Origin of the sequence: Sinomonas cellulolyticus (assembly GCF_014656475.1) — a bacterium.
Lineage (GTDB): Bacteria > Actinomycetota > Actinomycetes > Actinomycetales > Micrococcaceae > Sinomonas > Sinomonas cellulolyticus.
On the sequence record NZ_BNCM01000013.1, the window covers coordinates 90,260 to 113,932 of the forward strand.

Below are 23,673 nucleotides of genomic sequence, written 5' to 3' on the forward strand. Positions count from 1 at the left end.
TGCCCCCCGGTGCTGGGCCGGGGTGACTGCGGCGAGCCGGGCGGCCTGGCCCAGCCTCGTGTCAGCCGGCCGAGCGGCGCCCGCGCAGCTGCACGGGCAGCCAGATCTCCTCACGCTGGCCCTCGGCTTCGACGGCCTCCTCGGCCTCGTGGTGCACTGCATGGAGGCTGGCAGTCGCGGGCGCGGCGTCGTCGTCGCGAAGCTGCGGCTCGTCGTCGTCCGTACTAGGGGTGCTGAGGTCCGAGGTCACGAGCTGGGGGGCCGGGAAGGCCAGCACTGGGCGCTCCTCCGGCACATGGTAGAGCTCGTGCGGTGCTGCGGGGAGCGCCTCTTCGAGCCCAGCCCCGGCCTCACGAGCGGTCAGGGCCGTCGGCTCTCCGACCGCCTCGTCCGACTCGGGGTAGCCGACCTCGGGCGTGGAGTGGGCAGGCTCGGGGACGGCCTGTACGGGCTCGGCCCGGTGGACCGGCGCTGCCTCGGCGGCGTGCACGGGCTCCGTGCGCTCCGGCTCAGTGCGCTCCGGCTCAGCGTGGACTGGCTCCGCGTGGACCTCTTCCGTGCAAACCGGCTCAGGCACCGAGTACAGGGGATCGATCTGGGCACCCTCTGCCTGCGAATCGGCGCCCACGGGGGCCTGAGCTGACGCCGGGCGCGCCTTCGCACCCTTGCCACGGCCGCGCTTGCGGCCGGCCGCGCTCTTCTCGTGCCCGCGCTGGTGCTCGGTGTACGTTCCGTAGTAGCCGTAGGTGTACGACTCAGGGCCCTTAGTCGAGACCCCGTTGAGGATGACGCCCAGCACCTTGCCGCGCACGCGGTCGAGGTTCCCCACAGCCCTCTCGAGGCTGTCGGTCGTGGTCTTGCCCACCCGGGCGACCAGGATCGTGCCGTCCGCGGAGCGCGAGAGGACGGCAGCGTCGGTGACGGGCAGCAGCGGCGGGGCGTCCACGAGCACCGTGGCGTCCTCGGCGAGGTGGGTCAGGAGGTTCTTCATCATCCGCGAGCCGAGCAGCTCGGACGGGTTCGGCGGGATGCGCCCGGCGCCGAGGACGCGCAGATTCGGTGCGCCCGCGAAGTTCTGGAGCACGTCCTCTACAGACGCCCGGCCGGCGAGCACGTCCGTGAGCCCCACACCGGGTACCACGTCGAACACGTCATGCACGGTTGGGCGGCGGAGGTCGGCATCGACCACCACGACGTTCTCGCCTGCGGACGCCATGGCCGCCGCGAGGTTGCCCAGGACGGTCGACTTGCCCTCCGACGGCACCGAGCTCGTGACGAGGATGATGCGCGGCGGGTTGTCCACATCGATGAACTGGAGGTTGGTCCGGAGCTCCCGCAGGGCCTCACCCATCGCGTGGCTGCCCTGGACCCCGGAGCTCGGCGGCTCGAGGATGCGGCTCCCGTCGGCGAGCCGAGGGTCAGCGGGCAGGGTACCGATCACGGGATGGCCGGAGCTGCGCTCGGCGTCGCTCGCGGTCCTGATGCGGCGGTCCAGGAAGCCGCGCAGGAGGGCATAGCCGAGACCCAGGAGGAGGCCAGCAGCCGCCCCGATGCCCAGCGCGAGCTTGAGGTTCGGCGAGACCGGCGCTCCGGGGAGGGAGGCCTTGGCCAGCGGCACGATGCGCACGGCCGGCTCGGCGGTCGAGGAGCTCGCCCCGGTCATCTCGATCTCGCGGACCTGCGCTGCGAGGGCCACGACCCAGTCATCGGCCACCGACTGCGCGAGCGCCGGGTCGGTGGAGTGGGCCGTCACGTGGATCTCTGCGGTGTCAGCGGGAACCGAGACGCTCACGCCTCCCGCGAGGGCCGCACCCGAGGCGGAGAGGCCGAGGTCCTTCGCGACGCGGTCGGCCACGAGCCGGGACTCGGCGACGGACTGGTAGGACTTGACCTTCGCCTTGGCGAGGTTGTCCCCGGCGAGGGAGAGACCGAGGTTGTCCCCGCCGCCGGCCACGACGATGCCGCTCGACTCGGCGGCATACACCTTGGGCTGGAGGAGGTACCACCCGAAGGCGATGGCTGTGGCCGCTGCGACGAAGGCGACGACGCCGATCCAGTAGCGGCGAAGGAGGCGGAGTCCGTCCGCCAGGGTCAGCGAGTTTCCGTTCGGCTGGCCCTCGGGCTCGTGTTCCACGCTCGTCTCTCCCCATCGTCGTGGCCCCCGAGGGGCACAGGCAATCAGGGTGAGTCTACCGGAGGTCACAGAATGGAGACGAAACAGTCCCCCGGCCGTCCACGACCGCGCGTCATCCGCCGAGATCGACCAGACCCCTCGATGCGAGCTCGGACAGCGCGGCGTCCAGAAGGGGACCATAGCCGTCCGGGAGCCCGACAGTCCGCTCGAGGCGTCCGGCGAGCTCGGTGCGGCTGATCCCTGCGGTACCCGGAGTGCCTTCGAGTGCGGCCCACACGGCTGGCGCAATGCCGCCGAGCCGGACGAGGGTCGATCCGCAGAGCACGAGGACCTCCGGCACGTCCTGCTCGGCGCCGGGAATCTCGACCGCGTCCAGGGGCTCCTGCCGCCGGACATGTCCAGGGGCGAGGGGCGCGCCCGAGGGGACGGGACCGCCGTCGTGCACGCTGCGCCACGTGGGGGCGAGGGGCGCGCGGGCGAGGAGCGCGGGCAGCACGTCCTCGAGCTGGTGGGCCTCGGTGTAGCGGACGCGGACGGCGCCGCCGCAGCCATCCAGGATGCGGCACAGCCAGGCGAGCGGCCGCTCGATCCGGGCGAGTGCCGAGGTCTGCGGGACCAGGTCCACGAGCGCCTCCGCATGCGGCACCGGCTCGATCGCCGCGGCGCCGAGCCCAGGCTGCCGTTCGAGGAGCACGACCGCGCCGAGAGTCACCTCGGCAGGTGCAGGGGCGAGGCCGAGTTCGTCCGGTCCGCGCTGGACCTTCGGCGCGGGCGGCGGGGCATCGATGACGGACAGTGGCTTGGGGTACGGCAGGATGCGGCCGGACCGCTCGATGGCCACCGTCTCGTCGCTCACGTACCCGAAGCGCGTCGCGAGCGTCCGCGTGGCGGTGGTCTTGCCCATCCCGGAGCGGGCCACGAGCGCCGCGGTGCGGCCCGTCGCGGGATCGGCGAGGCCCGCGGCATGGAGCATCATGAGCTCGCCGGCGCGCTCCTCGATGGCCGCGACGGTCAGGAACGAGGTCAAGTCGGAGGCGAACTCCCCCGGCGTCTCGGCCTCCACGGGGAAGGGCGCGGCACGGCCGACGGCGAGCACCGCCCGGACGCGCGAGGGCTCGGATCCGTCGGGCTCGTCACCCACCGAACAGGGCGGCCGGTCCTCCTGGGCGGCGCGCCCTTGGCCGGCAAGTCCGTCATCGTCGTTCCGGCCGTCCGCGAGGCATCGGGACCACGCCTCGGCGAGGGCCGCCGCCTCGGCTGCACCCACGCCGTTGACCCAGCGGACCGCGGCGGGCACCCCGAAGAGCGACAGGTGCAGCGGCGCCGTCATGCGTCGGACCCCGCGACGGCACCGGGTGCGTCGCGCCGGGGCACCTTTCGGCGGAGAACCTCGCCAGGGGCCGGGGCGGCCGTTGCGGCCATGCGCTCGGGAGCCTCCTCGATGAGTCCCCGGGAGGCGAGGTCCGCGAGGAACCGGTCCACCTCGCGGCCGATCTCGTCGCTGAGCGGTGTTCCAGGGTCCGCTCCGTACTCCGCCGCAAGCTCTGCCCGGATCACGTCCTGCGTGCGGACGCCGTCCACGAGGCACCAGATGCGTGCGGCGGAATCGGTCAGGACGAGCGGGCGGTCGGCGTCGAGGTGGAGGATGGCAGCCCGGGAACCGTCGTCGGCGACGACCTCCGCGACTCGGCGCCCCCGCCGCCAGATCCGTGCCATGTGTCCCCCGTGTCCCCTCGATCGGTGCCCTCACCGGCAGAACGCAGACCGCGGGTCCTCGCGGCGCCGTCTGTTACGGCGTTTCCTACAGCGTGTTACGGCGTTTCCTACAGTGCCCCGCCGGCCGTGCACGCGTTCGGGCAGGGGCAGGAGCAATCCACATTGATACTATCCACAAAGCGATCCCGCAGAGTGAGGACCCTGACGTGAGCCACCCCGGACAGCGCCCGGACAACGTCGACGACCTGTTCGACCGGCGCCCGCGCCCCCCGAAGCGGCGGCGCCGCACCGGCCTCATCGTCCTGCTCTCGGTCCTCGGCGTCGTGGTGCTCGCGGCGGTGGTCGCGGTCGTGTACCTGGCGAACGTGGCCGGCACGTTCGACTCGAAGACCGAGAAGATCGCCAGCGCGTTCCCGCAGGAGTCCACGCGGCCCTCGGCCACCCCTGCGGCGAACGGGAAGACCTCGGTCAACATCCTCCTCGTGGGATCGGACAGCCGCGGAGCCACGGTGGGCCAGGCCGAGTCCGGCGCCGCTTCGGACCAGCGCTCGGACACCATGATGCTCGTCCACGTCCCGGCCGACCGGAAGGAGGCCTACGTCGTCTCGATCATGCGCGACCTGTGGGTGCCGATCCCGGGGCACGGCTCGGCCAAGATCAACGCGGCGCTCGCCTACGGCGGGGTGCCGCTCATGGTCCAGACGGTCGAGTCGCTCCTCCACCAGCGGATCGACCACGTCGCCTTCATCGACTTCGACGGCTTCAAGGGCCTCACCGACGCGGTCGGCGGTGTCACCGTCAACGTCACGCGCCCGTTCGCCTCGACCATGGCGGAGAATCCCGGGCTGCAGTTCCCGGCGGGACCGATGCACATGGACGGGAAGACGGCCTTCGCGTTCGTCCACGAGCGGTATGCCTTCGCGGACGGTGACTACCAGCGCGTACGCAACCAGCAGGCCTTCCTCAAGGCTCTCATGACGCAGATCATCAAGCCGGAGACGCTCGCCAACCCGGTCACGGTGAGCCAGATGGTGAGCCAGTTCTCCCCCTACCTCACCGTGGACTCCGGCTTCGATTCCAAGGCGGTCGCCGGGCTCGCCCTCGACATGAAGGACATCCGGCCCTCGGGCGTCGTGAGCTTCACGCTGCCCACGGCCGGGATCGGGCGCTCCGCCGACGGCCAGTCGATCGTCAACCTCGACCAGGGCGCCACGGACGCCCTCGCCGAGGCCATGGCGAAGGGTACCGTCCCGCAGTACGTGGCGCAGCGGAACCTCCAGAACGGCAACTGAGAACTGTCGCAGCGGCCCGCTAAGGTGGGCCCATGAGCCAGCCTTCCCCGGTCGTTGTGCCCGCCGCTCCCATCGCGAAGAAGGTCCCCGCGCCGCGCACCCATCACGACGATACGTTCGTGGACCCGTACGAGTGGCTGCGGGACAAGAAGGATCCCGAGGTCATCGCCCACCTCACCGCGGAGAACGCCTACACCGAAGCGGTCACCGCAGGCCAGGAGCCGCTCCGCCGGGCCATCTTCGAGGAGATCAAGCGACGGACCCAGGAGACGGACCTCTCCGTCCCGGCGCGCAAGGACGGCTGGTGGTACTACTCACGGACCGCCGAGGGAAAGCAGTACCCGATCTACTGCCGTGTGCAGGCCTCCGATGGGACGGCCGGGGCGCCCGACGCCGGTGACGGACTGAGCGCCTGGACGCCCCCCGCCGTCGTGCCCGACGCCCCGGTTCCGGGCGAGGAGGTGCTGCTCGACGGCAACGCGGAGGCGGAGGGGCACCCTTTCTTCGCGCTCGGCGGCGCCGCGGTGACGAGGGATGGGAGCCTCTACGCCTACTCGGTGGACCACGCCGGAGACGAGACCTTCACGCTGCGCATCAAGGACCTCCGGACGGGCGAGCACCTGCCCGAGGCCATCGAGCGGGTGTTCTACGGGCTCGAGTTCGCGCCAGACGGCTCCCGGCTGTTCTACATGGTGGCGGACGACTCGTGGCGGCCGTACCAGGTGCGCGTCCACGTCCTCGGTACGCCGGTGGAGCAGGACACCGTCCTGTACCAGGAGGACGACGTGGCCCAGTGGACAGGAATCGACCTCTCCTCGGACCGGCGGTGGCTGCTGGTCTCCGTGGGCAACTCCGAGTATTCCGAGACCCGCATGCTGGATCTCGAGGATCCCGGGGCGCAGCTCGAACTCGTGCTCGGGCGTCAGGAGCGGATCCTCCATACCGCCGAACCCTTCGAGCACGAGGGGCGTACCCGGGTGCTCCTCACGCACAATGGGCGGCCGGGAGGCCGGGAGGGTTCGGCCCCGAACAACATGCTCTCCCTCGTGGACCGGAGCGAGCTCGCGAAGCCCGTGGCCGACCAGGACTGGACCACGCTCGTCCAGCACAGCGACGACGTGAAGATCGAGGGCGCGGACCTCTCGGCCACGCACCTCATCGTTTCGCTGCGCCGGGAGACCATCTCCACGGTGCAGTTCGCGCCGCTCGCCGATGCCATCACGGCAGCGGAGGCCGGCCGCGCGCCGTCGTTCGTGGAGCCGGCCTTCGGCGAGGAGCTCTACACGGCCGGCGGCGGCACCACCGAGTACGCGGCACCGGTGGCCCGGCTGTCCTTCACCTCGTACTTCACGCCGCCGCGCGTCTACGACTACGTCCTCGCCACCGGCGAACTGCTCCTGCGCAAGGAAACCCCGGTGCGCGGCGGGTACCGGTCGGCGGACTACGTGGCCGAGCGCGCCTGGGCGGCGGCCGACGACGGCACGAAGGTCCCGCTCTCGGTGCTGCGGCGCGCATCGGTGCAGCGGGACGGGACGAACCCGGCGCTCGTGTACGGGTACGGCTCCTACGAGGTGAGCATGGACCCGGGGTTCGCGATCCCGCGGCTGAGCCTGCTGGACCGGGGATTCGTGTTCGTCATCGCGCACATCCGCGGGGGCGGGGAGCTCGGCCGGCACTGGTATGAGGACGGCAAGAAGCTTGCGAAGAAGAACACCTTCACGGACTTCGTCGCAGCCACCGACTGGGTCGCCTCGTCCGGCTGGGCGGACCCGAAGCGCATTGCGTGCATGGGCGGCTCCGCGGGTGGCCTGCTCATCGGGGCCGTGCTTAACCTCGCGCCCGAGAAGTACGCGGCCGCCGTCGCGCAGGTGCCGTTCGTCGACGCGCTCACCACGATCCTCGACCCCGAACTGCCGCTCTCCGCGCTCGAGTGGGAGGAGTGGGGCAACCCCATCGAGGACGCCGAGGTCTACCGGTACATGAAGTCGTACACGCCGTACGAGAACGTGCGCCCGGCGCCCTACCCCACGGTTGCCGCCGTCACGAGCTTCAACGACACCCGGGTGCTCTACGTCGAGCCGGCCAAGTGGGTCCAGGCGCTACGGGAGGCCACCACCTCGGGCCGCCCGATCGTGCTTAAGACCGAGATGGACGCCGGCCACGGCGGCGCGTCAGGACGTTACGAGGCGTGGAAGGACCGGGCCTGGGACTACGCGTTCATCGCTGACGCCCTCGGCGCGACGGACCTCCTCCCCTAGCGCGGAAACCGAGCAGCGCTGGAAGTGCCCAGCCCATCGGGAAGTCGCGGTCACAGCGGCTTCCTGATGGAATGGGCACTTTCCAGCCCCGACCTCGACCCAAGGCAGCTAGGCCCGGGCGTCGACTCGGTCGTCGTCCGCGGGCTCCGCCGGTGCCCCGTCGTCGGCGACGAGGGCGCGGGCAGCCTCGCGGCGCTTCACGAGGAGCCACCCGAGCCACAGGAGCACCGCCAGGACGGGCACGCACAGGATGGTATACAGGCCGATCGGGTAGACCTCGCCCGTCGCCGAGTCCGCCATGGTGTCGAAGGAGATGAGCACCGTGATCGCGGCGAGCGCCACGAGGCCGATCCAGCTGGTCCACGGCGAGCCGGGCATCGGCAGCGTCGAGGCAGCCGGGCCCTTCTTCTTCCGCAGCATGAGCTGGCACGCGAAGATCGAGCCCCACGTGAAGATCACGCCGATCGAGGCGGTGTTGAGGGCGAGGTCGAACGCGTGCGTGCCGCCGGCCCAGATGTTGACGAGGATCCCCACGAGGTACACGGCCGCGATCGCGAGGATCGCCGCGAAGGGCACGTGGCGCTTGGACATGCGGGTGAGCCAGTGGGGCGCGTGGCCGTTCGAGGCCATCGTGCGGAAGATGCGGCCGATCGAGTACAGGCCCGTGTTGGACGAGCTGAGGGCCGCGGTGATCACGACGAGGTTCATGACGTCGCCGATCCACCCCGCGCCGAGCTGGTCGAACACCGTGACGAAGGGGCTTACGCCCGCCTTGTACTGGTCCGAGGGCAGGATCATCGCGAGCAGGAGCACGGAGCCGACGTAGAAGACGACGATGCGCAGCACCACGGCGCGGATCGCGCGCGGGACCTCGCGGTGCGGGTCCTCCATCTCGCCGGCGGTGATGCCGACGAGCTCGATGGCGTTGTACGCGAAGATCACGGCATTGAGCACGAGGATCATCACGAAGAACCCGTGCGGGAACATGCCGCCGTCGCCGGCCATGAGGTTGGCCGGGGAGGCGTGGGTGGCGCCGACCTGGGTGTTCATCACCACCATGACCGTGCCGGCCACGAGGAACAGTCCGATCGCTGCCACCTTGAGGACCGAGGCCCAGAACTCGAACTCGCCGAATGCCTTGACGCTGAGCAGGTTCACGGCCACGAGCAGCGCGAGGGCGCACAGCGCCGACACCTCCACGGGCACGTTGGGGAAGAAGTGCTGGAAGTACAGGCCGATGGCGAGGAGCTCGGCGATGCCGGTCATCGCCCAGTTGACGAAGTACATCCACCCCGAGAGGTACGCCCCCTTGGGGCCGAACATCTCTCCCGCGTAGCTCACGAACGAGCCGGAGGTCTGCCGGTACATGATGAGCTCGCCGAGCGCCCGCATGAGCAGGTACGCGATGGCCCCCGCGACCGCGTAGGAGACGATCAGTGCAGGTCCAGTCGAGGCGAGGCGGCCTCCGGCGCCCATGAACAGGCCGACGCCGATCGCTCCACCCATGGCGATCATCTGCACGTGGCGTCGGCTCAGTGCCTTCTCGTAGCCCTCGGCAGAGACGACGGCGTGGCTGGAGGCGTGGTGGTGTTGCTTCACGGGGGTCCTTCGGGGGGAGACACGGCCGCGCCTGAGGGCCGCGGGCCGCCGATCAGTGTAAGCACACTCGATGTGCTTCAGATCTCCCGTGTGGCGGAGGTCTCGCGTGACGCCCGTCTCAGCGGCTGCGCTGGTGGGAGCGCACGACGGCGGCCGTCGCCTCGGCGATGGCCCTCTCCTCGTCGGTGGGGACCACAAGGAGCGGGACCACCGATTCGGGGGCCGAGATGACCCGCGGTTCCTTGGATCTGACGGCGTTGAGGTCGTCGTCGAGCACGACGCCGAGCGCGCCGAGCCGCGCCGCCACCCGCGCCCGGAAGGGTGCCGAGTTCTCCCCGATCCCTGCCGTGAACACGATCGCCTTCGCCCCGCCGACCACCACGTGATAGGCCCCGATGTACTTCGCGAGGCGATAGGAGGCGACATCGAGTGCTACCTCCGCACGCCGGTCCCCGCCCTCGGCCGCCTCGACCACGGTGCGCATGTCGTTGGACCCGGCCAGTGCCTTGAGCCCGGACTCCCGGTTGAGGATGGCGTCGATCTCGTCCGCCGAGTGCCCCTGCCGGGCCAGGAAGACGAGGATGGACGGGTCCAGGTCGCCGGACCGGGTCCCCATGACGAGGCCCTCGAGCGGTGTGAACCCCATCGAGGTGTCCACGCTCTTGCCGCCCTGCACCGCGGTAGCGGAGACGCCGTTGCCGAGGTGGAGCACCACGCCGTCGAACTCCTCCGGGGCGAGGTCCAGGAACGCCGCGGTGCGCCGTGCGACGTACTCATGCGAGGTGCCGTGGAAGCCGTAGCGGCGGATCCCGTGATGCGTGTAGAACCAGTCGGGCACGGCGTACCGCCATGCGTGCTCCGGGATGGTGCGGTGGTAGGCCGTGTCGAACACGGCGACCTGCGGGATGTCCGGCCACTTCTCGGCGATGGCCCGCAGCCCGAGGACGTTGGCCGGGTTGTGCAGCGGCGCGAGCGGGTTGAGCCGCTCGATCGCGCGGATGATCTCGTTGTTGGCCAGCACGGGCTCCGCGAACCGCTCGCCGCCATGGACCACGCGGTGGCCGACGGCGTCGACTTGCCGCCCGCCGAGCACGTCGGCGAGGGCCTCGTCGACCTCGGTGAGGGCCGCCGCGTGGTCGGCGGGGCCGCCCTCGAATCCGATGCGCTCCACGAGCCCCTCGGCGAGGACGGCGTCCGCGGGTGGGGCCTCGGACGGCGACGGCGCGGCGTCGTCCGCCACTTCGCGGAGCTGGTACTTCAGCGAGGAGGATCCGGAGTTGATGACGAGGACGAGCACTGGGCCTCCTAGGACTGCGCCGGGTTCTGCTGAACTGGGTTCTGCTGCGCATTCTGCTGCGCTTGGATCGCGGTGATGGCGACGGTGTTGACGATGTCCTCGACCGTGCATCCGCGGGAGAGGTCGTTGACGGGCTTGTTCAGGCCCTGCAGGACGGGCCCGACGGCGACGGCCCCGGCAGACTGCTGGACCGCCTTGTAGGTGTTGTTGCCGGTATTGAGGTCCGGGAAGATGAACACGGTCGCCTGCCCCGCCACGTCCGAGCCGGGGAGCTTGGTCGCTGCGATCGAGGCGTCCACAGCGGCGTCGTACTGGATGGGGCCCTCGACGGCGAGCTCCGGACGGAGGGTGCGCACGAGCTCGGTGGCGCGCCGCACCTTGTCCACGGACTCGCCGAAGCCCGAGCCGCCGGTGGAGTACGAGAGCATCGCGACCCGCGGCTCCACGCCGAACTGCGCGGCCGTCTCGGAGGAGGCAAGCGCGATGTCCGCGAGCTGCTCGTCGGTGGGGTCCGGATTCACCGCGCAGTCGCCGTACACGAGGACGCGATCCGCCATGAGCATGAGGAACACCGAGGAGACGATCGTGACGCCGGGCCGCGTCTTGACGAACTCAAGGGCGGGGCGGATGGTGTGCGCCGTGGTGTGGGCCGCGCCGGACACCATGCCGTCCACGATCCCGAGCTGGACCATCATCGTGCCGAAGTAGCTCACGTCCAGCATCGTCTCGAGCGCCTTGGCGAGGTCCACGCCGCGGTGGGCCCGCAGCCGTGCGTACTCCTCGGCGAAGCGCTCCCTCAGCTCGGAGGTCGCGGGGTCCACGATCTCGATCCCGGCCAGCTCGATGCCGTTGGCGGCGGCAAGCTCCCGGACGGTGCTCTCGGCGCCCAGGAGGGTGAGGTCGCAGACGTCCCGGCGGTGGAGGATGTCCGCGGCGCGCAGGATGCGCACGTCCGTCCCCTCGGGCAGGACGATCCGCTTGCGCTGGGCGCGGGCCCTGCCGATGAGCTCGTGCAGGAACCGCAGCGGCGTCATGGTCTCGGGGCGCGGGAGGTCGAGCCGGGCCACGAGCTCGCCGTCGTCCACGTGCTTGGCCCACGCACCGAGGGCGGAGGCCACCTTGCGCCGGTGCCCGGTCCAGATCTCGCTGCGGACCTCGGCGACGCCCCGGGCTGCCTGGTACGTGTCGTCGTCGTACGCGAAGACGGGGAAGGGGGCCTGGGCCAGGAGCGGCAGGACGTGGGCGTCGGGGGCGAGGCCGCCCGTGAGGACCATGGCGGCGGGCACGGGGAACTCGGGCGAGAAGGTCGAGGCGAGGGCACCGACCATGACGTCGGCGCGGTCGCCGGGGACGATCACGAGGTCGCCGTCCTCGAGCGCGCCGATGAAGTTGGCCACGCTCATCGCGGCGACCTTCACCCCGCGCACCTCGCGTTCCATGTCCGCGGTGCCCGCGAGCTGGCGCAGGCGCAGCGCCCCGCCGATCTCCCCCGTGGTGGGCCGGGAGATCTCGGCCAGTTCGGGCACGGTGTATACGGGCAGGTGGTGGGCGCCGGGGCGCATGACGGCGCTGATCTCGCCGAGCTGCTCCGGGTCCGCGCGGTTGACCATCACTGCGAGGAGGCTGCAGCGCGCGGCCGCCAGCTCCTTCCGGGCCACATCCACGGCGTCCGCGATCTCCGACGGCGTGCGGTCCCGCCCGCTGACCACGGCGATGACAGGACACCCGAGGTCGTTGGCCAGACGCGCATTCAGCGAGAATTCGACGGCCGAGTCCTGCCCGGTGAGGTCGGTGCCCTCGACGATCACGATGTCCACGAGCGCCGCGATCTCCGCGTACACCTCGACGCAGCGGGAGTCGATTTCCTCGCGCTTGCCCTCGGCGAGGAGCCGGCGGACCTCACGGGACGTCAGGCCGCCCCGGCATACGGACGGCGGGAGCGCGAACCGCGAGCGCATGAGCGCCACCATGGGGTCCGCGTCCGGCGAGCTGGCTGCCACGATCGGTCGGAAGAACCCGATCTTCCCCGTCCGTGCGTGCAGGGCCTCCGCCACCCCGAGGGCAACGAGTGACTTCCCGGATCCCGGGGTGGTGGCACTGACGTAGATGCCTCGTGACATGGGCGCTCCTGAGGGGTTCCAGCGGCCGGACCTCCCCAGTCTCACACGCCGGCGAGGGCGTCCGCGGGCCGGACGCGCGCCATGTGCTCCTTGACACACGGGCCCGCGATGGGATTACCTAATGAACATTCGGTAAAGAATTGCGAGAGGTGTCTTCATGAGCGATGTTGCTCCCGCCCACACGCTGGCCCACCCGATCCTCACGGACGACTACGCGACCCAGTGGATGGGCCTGAGGGTCCTCGCGCTCGGCGACGGCAGCGCGACCGTCTCCGCGACGCTGCGCCGCGAGATGCTCAACGGCTTCGGAATCGCGCACGGCGGAATGATCTTCGCCATCGCCGACTCCGCGTTCGCCCTCGCCTGCAACCCCCACACTCCGGCCGAGGACCACAACACCATCACGGTGGCCTCCGGCGTGGACGTCAACTTCCTCTCCCCGGCCCACGAGGGCGAGACGATCACGGCCGTGGCCGCCCGCCGCGCCCACGCCGGGCGCAGCGGCATCTATGACGTCCAGGTCTTCGCCTCCCCCGCCGGAGAGGCACACACCACCGAGACCCCGGGCCGCATCGTCGCGGAATTCCGGGGCCGATCGCGGACCATCCCCCAGCGCTAGCCCTGCAGCGAGAGCACGACGGCGCGCGCTCGCCGTCGTGCTCTGGCTGTACCGCTCCCATCACCCGCCCCAGCCCCAGCCCAGCCCAACGAAGTGAGCACGCCGTGACCCAGACCGCCGCCCCCCAGACCCCGAGCTCCTCGGACTTCGGCCCCGCCGTCCTCGATCCCGAGGAGACGATGAGCCGGGACCAGATCGAGGCCCTCCAGCTCACCCGCCTCCAGGAGACCGTGAAGTACGCGTACGAGCGCGTGCCGCACTACACGCGGAAGTTCGACGAGGCCGGCGTGCGCCCCGAGGACCTCAAGGAGCTCGACGACCTCGCCAAGTTCCCCTACACCACCAAGGAGGACCTCCGCGAGGAGTACCCCTTCGGGATGTTCGCTGTGCCGATGAACGAGGTCACGCGCATCCACGCCTCCTCCGGCACCACCGGCCGCCCCACGGTGGTCGGCTACACCCGTCAGGACCTCGACAACTGGGCGACGATCGTGGCCCGCTGCTTCCGCGCGTCAGGCGTCCGCCCCGGCATGAAGGTCCACAACGCGTACGGCTACGGCCTCTTCACCGGCGGCCTCGGCGCGCACTCGGGCATCGAGAAGCTCGGCGCGACCGTCATCCCGATGTCCGGCGGCCAGACCGAGAAGCAGATCCAGCTCATCGAGGACTTCGCCCCCGACGCCATCTGCTGCACCCCGACGTACCTGCTCACCATCGGCGACGCGATGATGCACAAGGGCCTCGACCCGCGGAAGACCTCCCTCAAGTACGCGGTGCTCGGCGCCGAGCCGTGGACCAACGAGATGCGTGCCGAGCTTGAGGAGATGTTCGGCATCAAGGCGTGCGACATCTACGGCCTCTCCGAGGTTATGGGCCCGGGCGTGGCCGGGGAGGCCGTCGAGACGCAGGACGGCTCCACCATCTGGGAGGACCACTTCCGCCCGGAGATCGTGGACCCGTTCGACCTGACCAAGACCATGGCCGACGGCGAGACGGGCGAGCTCGTGTTCACCTCGCTGACCAAGAAGGCGCTGCCGATCATCCGGTACCGCACCAAGGACCTCTCGTCCCTGCTCCCCGGCACCGCGCGCCCCGGCCACCGCCGCATGGGCCGCATCTCCGGCCGGACCGACGACATGATCATCCTGCGCGGCGTGAACATGTTCCCGTCGCAGATCGAGGAGATCGCCCTGCGGATCCCCGAGCTGAGCCCCCACTTCCAGCTCGTGCTCACCCGCCCCGAGGGCAGCCGCATGGACGCCCTCACGGTCAGGATCGAGCCGCGCGACGGCACGACGCCGGAGCAGCGCCAGGCCGCCGCAGCGAACCTCAAGCACGCGATCAAGGTCAACGTCGGCTCGTCCTGCACGATCGACGTCGTCGAGCCGGGCTCGCTCGAGCGCTCCAACGGCAAGCTCCGCCGGATCTTCGACCTGCGCAACCAGGCCTAAGCTGGAACCCATGCCCTCAGCCTCAGCAACGTCTACCGTGCGCGCCGGATCCTCCCCGGGCCGGCGCGGCCGGCCCGGATACGACCAGCAGTCGGTCCTCAACATTGCGGTCGAAGTCTTCAACCGGCACGGGTACGACGCGACGAGCATGGGCATCCTGGCCGAGAACCTCGGCATCTCGAAGTCCGCGATCTACCACCACGTCCCGTCGAAGGAGGACCTGCTCGCGCTCGCGCTCGAGCAGGCCCTCGGCGGCCTCGAGTCGGTGTGGGACGCGCCGGAGTCGCAGTCCGGCACGGCCGAGCACCGGCTCGAGTTCGTGGTCCGGTCCACCGTGCAGGTGCTCACGGAGCGGCTGCCGTTCGTCACCCTGCTGCTGCGCCTGCGCGGCAACACCGAGACGGAACGGGCGGCTCTGGAGCGCCGCCGCAGCTTCGACCGGAAGGTCGCCGAGCTCATCGCGGAGGCCCGGGCCGAGGGCACCGTCCGGACGGACATCGACCCGCGCACCGTGGCCCGCCTCCTGTTCGGCACGATCAACTCGATCGTCGAGTGGTACCGCCCCGGCGGTGCGCTGACGTCCGAGAAGCTCGCCGACGACGTCGTGGCCGTGCTCTTCGACGGGCTGCACACACGCAGCTGACGTGCTCCTGGGAATCGGGAGTGAACTCTTGCTGAATTCACGGCCAACCGCGGAACTTTCGGGGCGTTGGCCGCGTCACGGCACATAGTCTCGGTGCGGGGAAACACACTCGCACCCTCGGGGTCACCATCCGCCTCGAGAAAGCAGACACACCAGATGTCGAAGTTCAGCATCCGCGCCGCGGCTGCGACGAGCGCCTTGGGCCTCGCCGCTGCCACGGCGGGAGGTGTCGTCGCCGCGCTGCCCGCGCAGGCGTCGTCGTCCACCGCCACACCGATCAAGCACGTCGTGGTCATCTTCGGCGAGAACGTCTCGTTCGACCACTACTTCGCCACGTACCCGAACGCGGCCAACACGCCCGGCGAGACGGTCCAGGGAACCGGCGCGCCGGCGTCGTCCTTCACCGCTGCGCCGAACACGCCGAAGGGCATCAACACCCTGCAGAACGCGAACCTCCTCAAGCCGAACAACCCGAACTCGGTCCAGCCGACCCGCCTCACGCCCGCCCAGGCCGTCACGTGCGACCAGAACCACGAGTACACCGCCGAGCAGAAGGCCTACAACGGCGGCCTCATGGACAAGTTCGTCCAGAACACGAGCACCGACGCGTGCGGCAAGGCGGGGGACCCGCGATATGCAGCGCCCGGCCTGACCATGGACTACTACGACGGCAACACGGTCACCGGGCTGTGGAACTACGCCCAGCACTTCGCGATGAGCGACAACAGCTTCTCCGACACCTTCGGGCCGTCCACGCCCGGAGCGCTCAACCTCGTGGCCGGCCAGACCCACGGCGTGACCAGCATCGACCCGTTCACCGGCCAGCAGACCGCCACGCCGGACTCCTACACTGTGAAGTCGCCGGATGCGGCGGGCGTCGGCACGGTCATCAACGATCCGGACCCGGCCTATGACGACTGCTCGGACGGCTCGCGCTCCAAGTCGTATGCGCTCGCAGCCATGAGCGGCAAGAACATCGGCGACCTGCTGAATGAGAAGAACGTCTCGTGGGGCTGGTTCCAGGGCGGCTTCACCCCTCAGGGCACGAAGAAGATCCAGGGCACCGACTACGCGCAGTGCACCGCGAGCCACCAGAACATCGCGAAGGTCTCCTCGACGGACTACAACCCGCATCACGAGCCTTTCCAGTACTACGCCTCGACGGCCAACCCGCACCACCTCGCTCCCGCGAACGACGCCGAAATCGGGCACAGCGGCCAGGCGAACCACCAGTACGACCTCACCTCGTTCGACAAGGTCGTGAACACGGACAACATGCCGGCCGTCTCCTTCCTGAAGGCGCCGAACTACCAGGACGGCCACGCGTCCTACTCGGACCCGATCGATGAGCAGACGTTCGTGGTCAACGAGATCAACGCCATCCAGAAGTCCAAGAACTGGGACTCCACGGCGATCGTCCTCGCCTACGACGACTCGGACGGCTGGTACGACCACGTGGCGACCAAGGTGCTCAACGCCTCGAATGACGCCTCTGAAGACGCGGCGTGGTGCCGTGATGCTGCGGCCGCCGGCACGCCGATCCTCAATGGCTACGCGGACCGCTGCGGCCCCGGACCGCGCCAGCCGCTCCTCGTGGTCTCCCCGTTCGCCAAGCGGAACTTCGTGGACCACAGCGTCACGCAGCAGTCCTCGATCCTGCGGTTCGTCGAGGACAACTGGGGCCTCGGCCGGCTCGGAGACGGCTCGTTCGACGCCATCGCCGGCTCACTGGAGAACATGTTCAACTTCAACGCCCAGCCGCGCCGCGACGGCCTCATCCTCGACCCCGCCAACGGCTCGGTCGTCCAGGCCGCGTACTGCGCGGGCAACAACGGCCAGCACCTGGGCCAGGGCGGCTCCTGCAGCTGACCCTGCCCCTTCAGGGCTGACCTCCTCGATGGCCCCCGGCGACGCTCGCGCCGGGGGCCATTGCCATCCGGTCGGCCGAGGTCCACGCTGGCCTCATGGCCGTGCACGTCTCCCAGGAGCTCAGGCGTCTGGCACCACAGCTGCGCTACGAGCCAACCCCTAAGCGGCTGCGGGCTCGCCTCGGCGACACTCCTGTGCTCGACTCGCGCCGCGCCGTCGTGCTCTGGGAGCCCAACCGGTTCCTGCCGCTGTACGCCGTGCCGGAGGACGACGTCCTCGCGCGCCTCGAGCCACTCGGGGCCGGCGACGTTCCCTCGCCACCGCCGGATCCACCGAGCTCACCGGTGCCGTTCTCACCACATACGGCCGACGGCGAGCGGCTCACCGTGGTGGTTTCCGGAGCCGACGGCGGCACCCGGCTGGGCGACGCCGCGTTCCGCCTCGCCGATCCCGACTTGGCGGGCTACATTGCGTTCGACACCGATGCCTTCTCATGGCTCGAGGAGGACGAGCCGGTCCTCGGGCACCCGCGCGACCCGTTCAGCCGGATCGACATGCGGGCCACCAGCGCTCAGATGCGGGTCGAGCTCGCAGGCGTGGTGCTCGCCGAGTCGTCGCAGACCGTGCGGCTGTTCGAGGGGCGGCTGCCGCCCCGGACGTATTTCCCGGCTGATGGCGTCCGGTGGGACCGCCTCGCGAAGGACCCGCTGCGGACCATCTGCCCCTACAAAGGCGTGGCCGTCTACTGGAGGGCGCCGGGCCTCGATGACGGCCGCCCGGTCGCCTGGAGCTACGGTCCGCCCGAGCCTAGCTTTCCCGAGATGGCGCAGATCCACGGACGGATCGCGTTCTTCGACGAGCGCGTGGACACCTTCGCTGACGGCGAGCCGGTGCAGCGCCCCCGCACGGCGTGGACGTAGCCGAGGGGCTGCGGTCCGAGGGGTCGGCCTTGGATTATCCCGGGCACCGTCCTATAGTCGATAAGTGACCTGCATCTCAATGGCGTGATGCAGGTTTTTCTCTGCCCGCGTTCCGGGGTCAGGCACGTGAAATGATGCCAGCGATCCCGCGCCGCTCGTTTCTGGCCCTGCTCGGGGCCGCTACGACTGCGGGCGCTGCCGCGCTGACCGGCTGCACCCCGATGCCGGTTCCACGCACCGGGACCAGCGCATCGGCAGGCGCCGGCTCCGGCGGCCCCGGCTCGGTGCCGCGCGTCACGGCGACGGTCGTCGACGGTCTCGACACCCCGTGGTCCATCGCGTTCCTGCCGGGCGGGTCCGCGCTCGTGTCGGAGCGCAACAGCGGGCGGATCCTCGAGGTCCCGGCCGCCGGCGGAACTCCGCGCGAAGTGGCCCGCATCTCCGTGCGGACCGATACAAGCGAGGGCGGGCTCCTGGGTCTCGCGCCGTCCCCCGGGTTTGCCGAGGACGGCACGCTCTTCGCGTACTACACCGCCGGCACCGGAAACCGGGTCGTCGCGCTGCACTGGAACGGGCGCACCCTGGGCGGCGAGCACGTGCTCGTCGACGGCATCCCCGCCGCCGCGATCCACAACGGCGGCCGGCTCAAGGTGGGTCCCGACGGGCTGCTCTATATCGGTACCGGGGACGCAACGCGCCAGAGCTCCGCGCAGGACCGTGGCAGCCTGTCCGGGAAGGTGCTTCGGATCTCAGCCGATGGCGCGCCCGCGCCCGGGAACCCATTCGGCACGCGCGTGTACACGTACGGCCACCGCAACGTGCAGGGCCTCGCGTGGGATTCCGGCGGACGGCTATGGGCCTCCGAGCTCGGCCCCGACCGGGACGACGAGCTCAACCTCCTCACGCCCGGGTCGCAGTACGGCTGGCCCGACGTCACGGGGGCACGGAGCGTCAACGGCAGCGTCCCGGCGGTGCACGTGTGGCCCTCGACGGCGGACGCGTCGCCGAGCGCCCTCGCGGTCGTCGACGACGTCGCATACGTTGCCTGCCTGCGCGGCGAGCGCCTGTGGCGGATTCCGCTGCCCGCGCCGGGCACACCGGTGCCGTCCGGTGGGACCCTGCCCGGCGCCGCCGAGTTCTTCCGTGGCCAGTTCGGGCGGCTCCGGGACGTGGCGCAGGTGCCGGGGAAGCGCGAGCTGTGGGTCGCGACTAACGAGGGAACGCAGTCCCGCATCCTCGCCGTGGCGATCTGAACGCCCGCCCTGCTGAGGGGTCACTTCCCCCATGACCGGTCACTTCCCACTGGCCAATGTCAGGACATGAACCAGGGGGAAGTGACCCCCCAACCCGGAAGTGACCCCTCAGCCCGGAAGTGACCCCCCAACCTCGGAGGGTCAGTCCGGCTGGGCCTCCCGGGCTCCCTTCACTACCCCCACGACCGCATCGTGCAGCGGATGGTCCGCGCCTAGACCGGTGAGCTCCTCGGCGACGTCCTCATGCGACGAGTCCCCGCCGAGGAGGGCCTGAAGGCGGGCGGCCTCCTCGTCGTCGGGCGCGTCGAAGGCGAGGGCCGCCCCCATGGCCGCCAAGAGCGCGTCCGCGGGGAGGCCACGCTCGGCGAGCTCGGCAGCAGGCCCCACGAACCGCTCGTGCCGCGAGAGCTTGCGCAGCGGTGCCCGCCCAACCCGCTCGACCGTGTCCGGCAGCTCGGGGTTTGCGAAGCGCCCGAGGATCTTCTCCACGTACGCCTGCTGCTGCTCCGGCGCGAAGCCGTACTTGGCCACGAGCAGGGCCTTGGTCTCGGCCAGGACGGCCTCGACTTTGGCCCGGACCTCCGGCATGGCGAGCGCGTCGGAGATCTTCTGCGCCCCCGCGAGCCGACCGAAGTAGGCCGCGGAGGCGTGGCCGGTGTTGACCGTGAAGAGCTTGCGCTCGATGTACGGCCCGAGCGAATCCACCCACGTCACGCCGGGGATGTCCGGTACGTCGTCCCCGAAGGGCTCCTGCTCGATCGCCCACTCGAAGTACGGCTCGACGCGCACGTCCAGCCCCGCGCCCGGATCCTGCGCCGGCACGATCCTGTCCACCGCGGTGTTGGCGAACACGGAGCGCGCGTCCACGTCCGCGTCGTCGAGCCCCTCCCCCTTGGCCGCCGCCCGGACCTCCTGCTCGAGGATGTCCGTGGCATTGATCGCGTTCTCGCAGGCCATCACGGCGAGCGGACCGGCGCTGGCGGGCCGCGCAGCGATCCCGCGGGCGATGGCCGGCGCCACGAACTTGAGGATGCTCGGCCCGACGGCCGTCGTCACGACGTCCGCCTCCGCGATCCGGTCGACGAGCTCCGTCTCGTTCGTGGCCGAGTTGACGCCTGCGTATCCGTCCACGAGATGGTCGACGCCGCCCTCCCCCACCTCGTGCACTGTGTACGAGGGGGTGGCGTTGATGGCGTCGATGAGCGGCGCGGCGACGTCGGCGAACACGAGCCGGTACCCGGCGTCGTGCAGGAGCAGCCCGACGAATCCACGCCCGATGTTCCCGGCGCCGAAGTGGACGGCCGTCCTCTGCCCGGACTCCATAGGGCCCCCGCTCACGCGTTGACCTTCCCGAGGATGTCGAGCACCTCGTCGACGGTCGCGGCGGACTCGAGGCGCGCCACCTGCTCCTTGTCGCCGAAGACCTTCGCGATCTTGGCGAGGATGCCGAGGTGCTCCTTGCCCTTGCCCGCGATCCCGACCACGAACTTCACCGGCTTGCCCTTCCAATCCACGGGCTCGTCATACCGGATGAAGGTCACCGCGGAGGCGCGGATGTGGTCCTTGGCCTCGTTCGTGCCGTGCGGGATGGCGAGGAAGTTGCCCATGTAGGTCGAGACCGAGCTCTCGCGCTCGTGCATCGAGGCGACGTACTCGTCGTCGACCGCGCCGGCCCCCTTGAGCAGGCGGCCCGCCTCATCGATGGCCGCGGCCATGCTGGGTGCGGTGGCGCCGAGGACGACCGACTCGCGCCGCAGCACGTCCCGGGTCTCCTCATGCACGTGCGGGACGGGGACGTGCGACGCCGCCGCCTCGGCTTCCGAGGCGGGCTCGGCCTTCGCGGCGACTCCCTCGAAGGGTGTGTCCTCCGTGGCGGCCTGTTCGTCCAGGAGTGCCACGATCTCGTCGTACTTAGGGCTGCCCATGAAGTTGTCCACCGTGACGATCTGCGCGCTCGGGGTCTTCTCCTCGGCCCGCAGGGCAAGGTCCTGGTGGACCACCACCATGTCGTAGGTGTCGGTGAGGCTCGAGATCGCCTTGTTGACCACGGTGACGTCCTTGTGGCCCGCCGCCTTGATCTTGTTGCGGAGCACCGAGGCGCCCATCGCGGAGGATCCCATGCCGGCGTCGCACGCGAAGACGATGTTCTTGATGTCCGTCGCCACGGCCACACCCCCGGCGCCGGCGCCGCCGAGAACGCTCGAGGCCATGGACTTCTTGCCCTTCATGCCCTCCATCTGCGCAGTGGCGGCGGCGAGGTCTCCCTCGCCGCGGTCCTTGGAGGCGCGCAGGATGATCGAGGCGATGACGAAGGACACGGTACAGGCGAGGATCACCGACAGGATGACGCCGATGTAGCTGTCCTTCGAGGTCTGCGCGAGGACCGCGATGATGGAGCCCGGGGCCGCCGGGGCGACGAGACCCGAGTGGGTGACGGCGAGCGTCGCAATGCCGGTCATGCCGCCGGCCATGGTGGCCAGGATGAGGATCGGCTTCATGAGCACGTACGGGAAGTAGATCTCGTGGATGCCGCCAATGAAGTGGATGAGCGCCGCGCCGGGGGCCGACGCCTTTGCCGCACCGCGTCCGAAGAACATGTACGCGAGCAGGATGCCGAGGCCCGGGCCCGGGTTCGCCTCGAGGAGGAAGAGGATCGACTTGCCCTGCTCGAGCGACTGCTGAGTGCCGAGCGGGGTCAGCACGCCGTGGTTGATGGCGTTGTTGAGAAAGAGGACCTTGGCCGGCTCGATGAAGATCGAGGTGAGCGGGAGGAGCCCGTTGTTGACGAGGAACTGGACGACGCTGCCGGCTATCTCGGTGAACCAGGTGACGACGGGGCTGATCGCGTAGAACCCGAACAGGGCCAGGATCGCGCCCCAGATGCCGGCCGAGAAGTTGTTGACGAGCATCTCGAAGCCGGGCTTGATCTTCCCGTCCCAGATGGCGTCGATTTTCTTCATGGTCCAGCCGCCGAGGGGGCCCATGATCATGGCACCGATGAACATCGGTATGCCGGCGCCGATGATGACGCCCATGGTGCCGATGGCCCCGACCACGCCTCCGCGCACGTCGTAGACGGCCTTGCCGCCCGTGTAGGCGATGAGGAGCGGGAGGAGGTAGGTGATCATGGGCCCGACGAGGCCCACGTACGGCTTGCCGTCGGGGCCGTTCCCGAAGCCGCCGAGGGCGCCGACGGGGAGCCAGCCCTTCTCGATGAACAGGGCGGTGATGAGGCCCCAGGCAATGAATGCGCCGATGTTCGGCATGATCATGCCCGAGAGGAACGTGCCGAACTTCTGCACCCCGGCCCGGGCCGTGTGCATGCGCGACGGCGCTGCGATGGTCGACATGGTGGATCCTGCTTTCACTCAGGACGCAGCACGGGGCTGCTGGGTTGGGGCGAGCCTCCGCCCGATGGCGCCGAGCCGCTCTGGGGCGCTGGTGCGCTCGAGAGCCGGTGGAGCCATTCGAGGAAGAGCTTCATCTCGGTGCCGGACAGCTGGTCCGGGTGCGAGGACTGGAGCGTGGCGTTGAGGGCGATGGCAGCGGCGACGTAGCTCGGCTGCCCGCCCGCCTCGGCCTGTGCTCCGGCGTGGGGTGCATCGACGATGCTGGGGTCGGTGAGCACGGAGCGCAGCACGGCGTCCCGCGTCTGGGTGGAGAGGGCGGAGGCCACGAGCTCGTCCGGGGACATGCCGCCGGCTCCGGAAGCCGCCCCGCCGTCGTCGGAGTCCGCGATGAGCATGAAGGTGACTCCGATGTTCGAGGCCAGGACGGCCCGTGCCGCCTCGACCGGGCGCACCGCGAGCTGGCCCGCGGCGGCGAGCCGGCTGAGCTCGCCCTCGAGGAGGCGCTCGGCATCGACCACGACGGCGGACCGCCTGCTGGTCCCGCTGCCGCCGAACATGAGCATGTACAGCTGGGCGTGCGTGACGCCGAACCGGACGTGGACATCCCAGAGGCGCTTCACGTCCTCGATCGGAACGTCCGTGCGCTCCATGCTGCCTTCGCTGTGGAGGAACTCCTCGAACCCGCGGGCGACGACGGCCTCCATGAGCCCGTCCTTGTCCCCGAAGTGGTGGTAGAGGGTGGGCGCCGTGACGCCCGCCCGCTCCGTGATCTGCCGGGTCGAGACGGGTTGGCCGCCCGACCCTGCAACGAGCTCCATCGCGGCGTCGATGAGGCGGTCCTTCGGCGAACGCACGACGCCGGGCTGCCGGGCCGCGTGGGCTACCGCGCCTTCCGTCTGCATCGCCGCATCCTCGTGCACGACCGCTACGCTAATGCATATAGCAACGCTATACAAGCCTTTTCTGTGGCTTGCGTCACGTTCGCCACCCGGGTGGCTATAGCAGCGCTATAGCCGCTAGGGTCTCGAGAATCGCCTTGTCCGCACAGTGGCGGACCACCAGCCCGGAACACCAGAAGGAGCACCCCATGGCAGAACGCACCGCGACGATCGGCTCCCGAGTCGGCCTGCACGCACGCCCCGCGGCGATCTT

17 protein-coding genes are annotated in these 23,673 nt (G+C 70.2%); 8 read left to right on the top strand and 9 right to left on the bottom strand.

The genetic code is table 11. The features are described from left to right. Window positions 1-61 precede the first annotated feature (61 nt). The 3 genes from IE231_RS15050 to IE231_RS15060 all read right to left on the bottom strand — a co-directional run bounded on the left by IE231_RS15050 (window position 62) and on the right by IE231_RS15060 (window position 3,850). Entirely contained in the window at window positions 62-2,134 is a 2,073-nt protein-coding gene (locus tag IE231_RS15050; protein ID WP_229867101.1) for a polysaccharide biosynthesis tyrosine autokinase, read from the bottom strand. A 112-nt stretch (window positions 2,135-2,246) separates the two neighbouring features. Next, window positions 2,247-3,464, bottom strand: coding sequence for a hypothetical protein (locus tag IE231_RS15055; RefSeq protein ID WP_189694804.1), 1,218 nt, complete (start codon window positions 3,462-3,464; stop codon window positions 2,247-2,249). Beyond that, a complete protein-coding gene (locus IE231_RS15060; protein WP_189694805.1) occupies window positions 3,461-3,850 on the bottom strand; it encodes a PqqD family protein in 390 nt (129 codons plus the stop codon). Before IE231_RS15060 ends, IE231_RS15055 begins: the two co-directional genes overlap by 4 nt. Window positions 3,851-4,056: 206 nt before the next feature. Between IE231_RS15060 and IE231_RS15065 the strand changes: the two genes are divergently transcribed. Both IE231_RS15065 and IE231_RS15070 read left to right on the top strand, forming a co-directional pair. After that, on the top strand, window positions 4,057-5,142 hold the full coding sequence (locus IE231_RS15065; RefSeq protein WP_189694806.1) for an LCP family protein: 1,086 nt from the start codon (window positions 4,057-4,059) through the stop codon (window positions 5,140-5,142). Between the two features lie 32 nt (window positions 5,143-5,174). Further along, window positions 5,175-7,400 carry a S9 family peptidase gene (locus tag IE231_RS15070; protein ID WP_189694807.1) on the top strand — a complete coding sequence of 742 codons (2,226 nt, stop codon included), beginning with the start codon at window positions 5,175-5,177 and terminating at the stop codon, window positions 7,398-7,400. 108 nt (window positions 7,401-7,508) lie between these two features. Here IE231_RS15070 and IE231_RS15075 read toward each other — a convergent pair whose 3' ends face one another. The 3 genes from IE231_RS15075 to pta form a co-directional block, all read right to left on the bottom strand. Then, window positions 7,509-8,999, bottom strand: a complete 1,491-nt coding sequence (locus tag IE231_RS15075; protein WP_229867109.1) for an amino acid permease — start codon at window positions 8,997-8,999, stop codon at window positions 7,509-7,511. 118 nt (window positions 9,000-9,117) lie between these two features. After that, window positions 9,118-10,296 carry an acetate kinase gene (locus tag IE231_RS15080; protein ID WP_229867121.1) on the bottom strand — a complete coding sequence of 393 codons (1,179 nt, stop codon included), beginning with the start codon at window positions 10,294-10,296 and terminating at the stop codon, window positions 9,118-9,120. A gap of 8 nt (window positions 10,297-10,304) precedes the next feature. After that, entirely contained in the window at window positions 10,305-12,416 is a 2,112-nt protein-coding gene (pta, locus tag IE231_RS15085; RefSeq protein WP_189694809.1) for a phosphate acetyltransferase, read from the bottom strand. 157 nt (window positions 12,417-12,573) lie between these two features. Between pta and IE231_RS15090 the strand changes: the two genes are divergently transcribed. The 6 genes from IE231_RS15090 (at window position 12,574) to IE231_RS15115 (ending at window position 19,171) form a co-directional block, all read left to right on the top strand. After that, window positions 12,574-13,035 carry a hotdog fold thioesterase gene (locus IE231_RS15090; protein ID WP_189694810.1) on the top strand — a complete coding sequence of 154 codons (462 nt, stop codon included), beginning with the start codon at window positions 12,574-12,576 and terminating at the stop codon, window positions 13,033-13,035. 104 nt (window positions 13,036-13,139) lie between these two features. Beyond that, entirely contained in the window at window positions 13,140-14,486 is a 1,347-nt protein-coding gene (gene paaK, locus IE231_RS15095; protein WP_229867167.1) for a phenylacetate--CoA ligase PaaK, read from the top strand. Window positions 14,487-14,496: 10 nt separating this feature from the next. After that, window positions 14,497-15,129, top strand: a complete 633-nt coding sequence (locus IE231_RS15100) for a TetR/AcrR family transcriptional regulator (RefSeq protein WP_189694811.1) — start codon at window positions 14,497-14,499, stop codon at window positions 15,127-15,129. 156 nt (window positions 15,130-15,285) lie between these two features. After that, the gene (locus IE231_RS15105) at window positions 15,286-16,998 is read left to right on the top strand and encodes a phospholipase C (protein ID WP_189694812.1); all 1,713 of its coding nucleotides are present in this window, start codon (window positions 15,286-15,288) and stop codon (window positions 16,996-16,998) included. 95 nt (window positions 16,999-17,093) lie between these two features. After that, window positions 17,094-17,918, top strand: coding sequence for a DUF427 domain-containing protein (locus IE231_RS15110; protein ID WP_189694813.1), 825 nt, complete (start codon window positions 17,094-17,096; stop codon window positions 17,916-17,918). Window positions 17,919-18,049: 131 nt separating this feature from the next. Continuing rightward, window positions 18,050-19,171, top strand: a complete 1,122-nt coding sequence (locus IE231_RS15115) for a PQQ-dependent sugar dehydrogenase (RefSeq protein ID WP_189694814.1) — start codon at window positions 18,050-18,052, stop codon at window positions 19,169-19,171. A gap of 141 nt (window positions 19,172-19,312) precedes the next feature. Here the strand turns inward: IE231_RS15115 and IE231_RS15120 are convergent, their stop codons facing one another. The 3 genes from IE231_RS15120 to IE231_RS15130 are packed head-to-tail and all read right to left on the bottom strand — an operon-like array spanning window position 19,313 to window position 23,423. Next, entirely contained in the window at window positions 19,313-20,494 is a 1,182-nt protein-coding gene (locus IE231_RS15120) for a mannitol-1-phosphate 5-dehydrogenase (RefSeq protein WP_189694827.1), read from the bottom strand. Window positions 20,495-20,505: 11 nt separating this feature from the next. Further along, complete coding sequence (locus tag IE231_RS15125) at window positions 20,506-22,521, bottom strand: PTS mannitol transporter subunit IICBA (protein ID WP_229867170.1); 2,016 nt, start codon at window positions 22,519-22,521, stop codon at window positions 20,506-20,508. Window positions 22,522-22,535: 14 nt separating this feature from the next. Continuing rightward, on the bottom strand, window positions 22,536-23,423 hold the full coding sequence (locus IE231_RS15130; RefSeq protein ID WP_189694815.1) for a TetR/AcrR family transcriptional regulator: 888 nt from the start codon (window positions 23,421-23,423) through the stop codon (window positions 22,536-22,538). Window positions 23,424-23,673 lie beyond the last annotated feature (250 nt).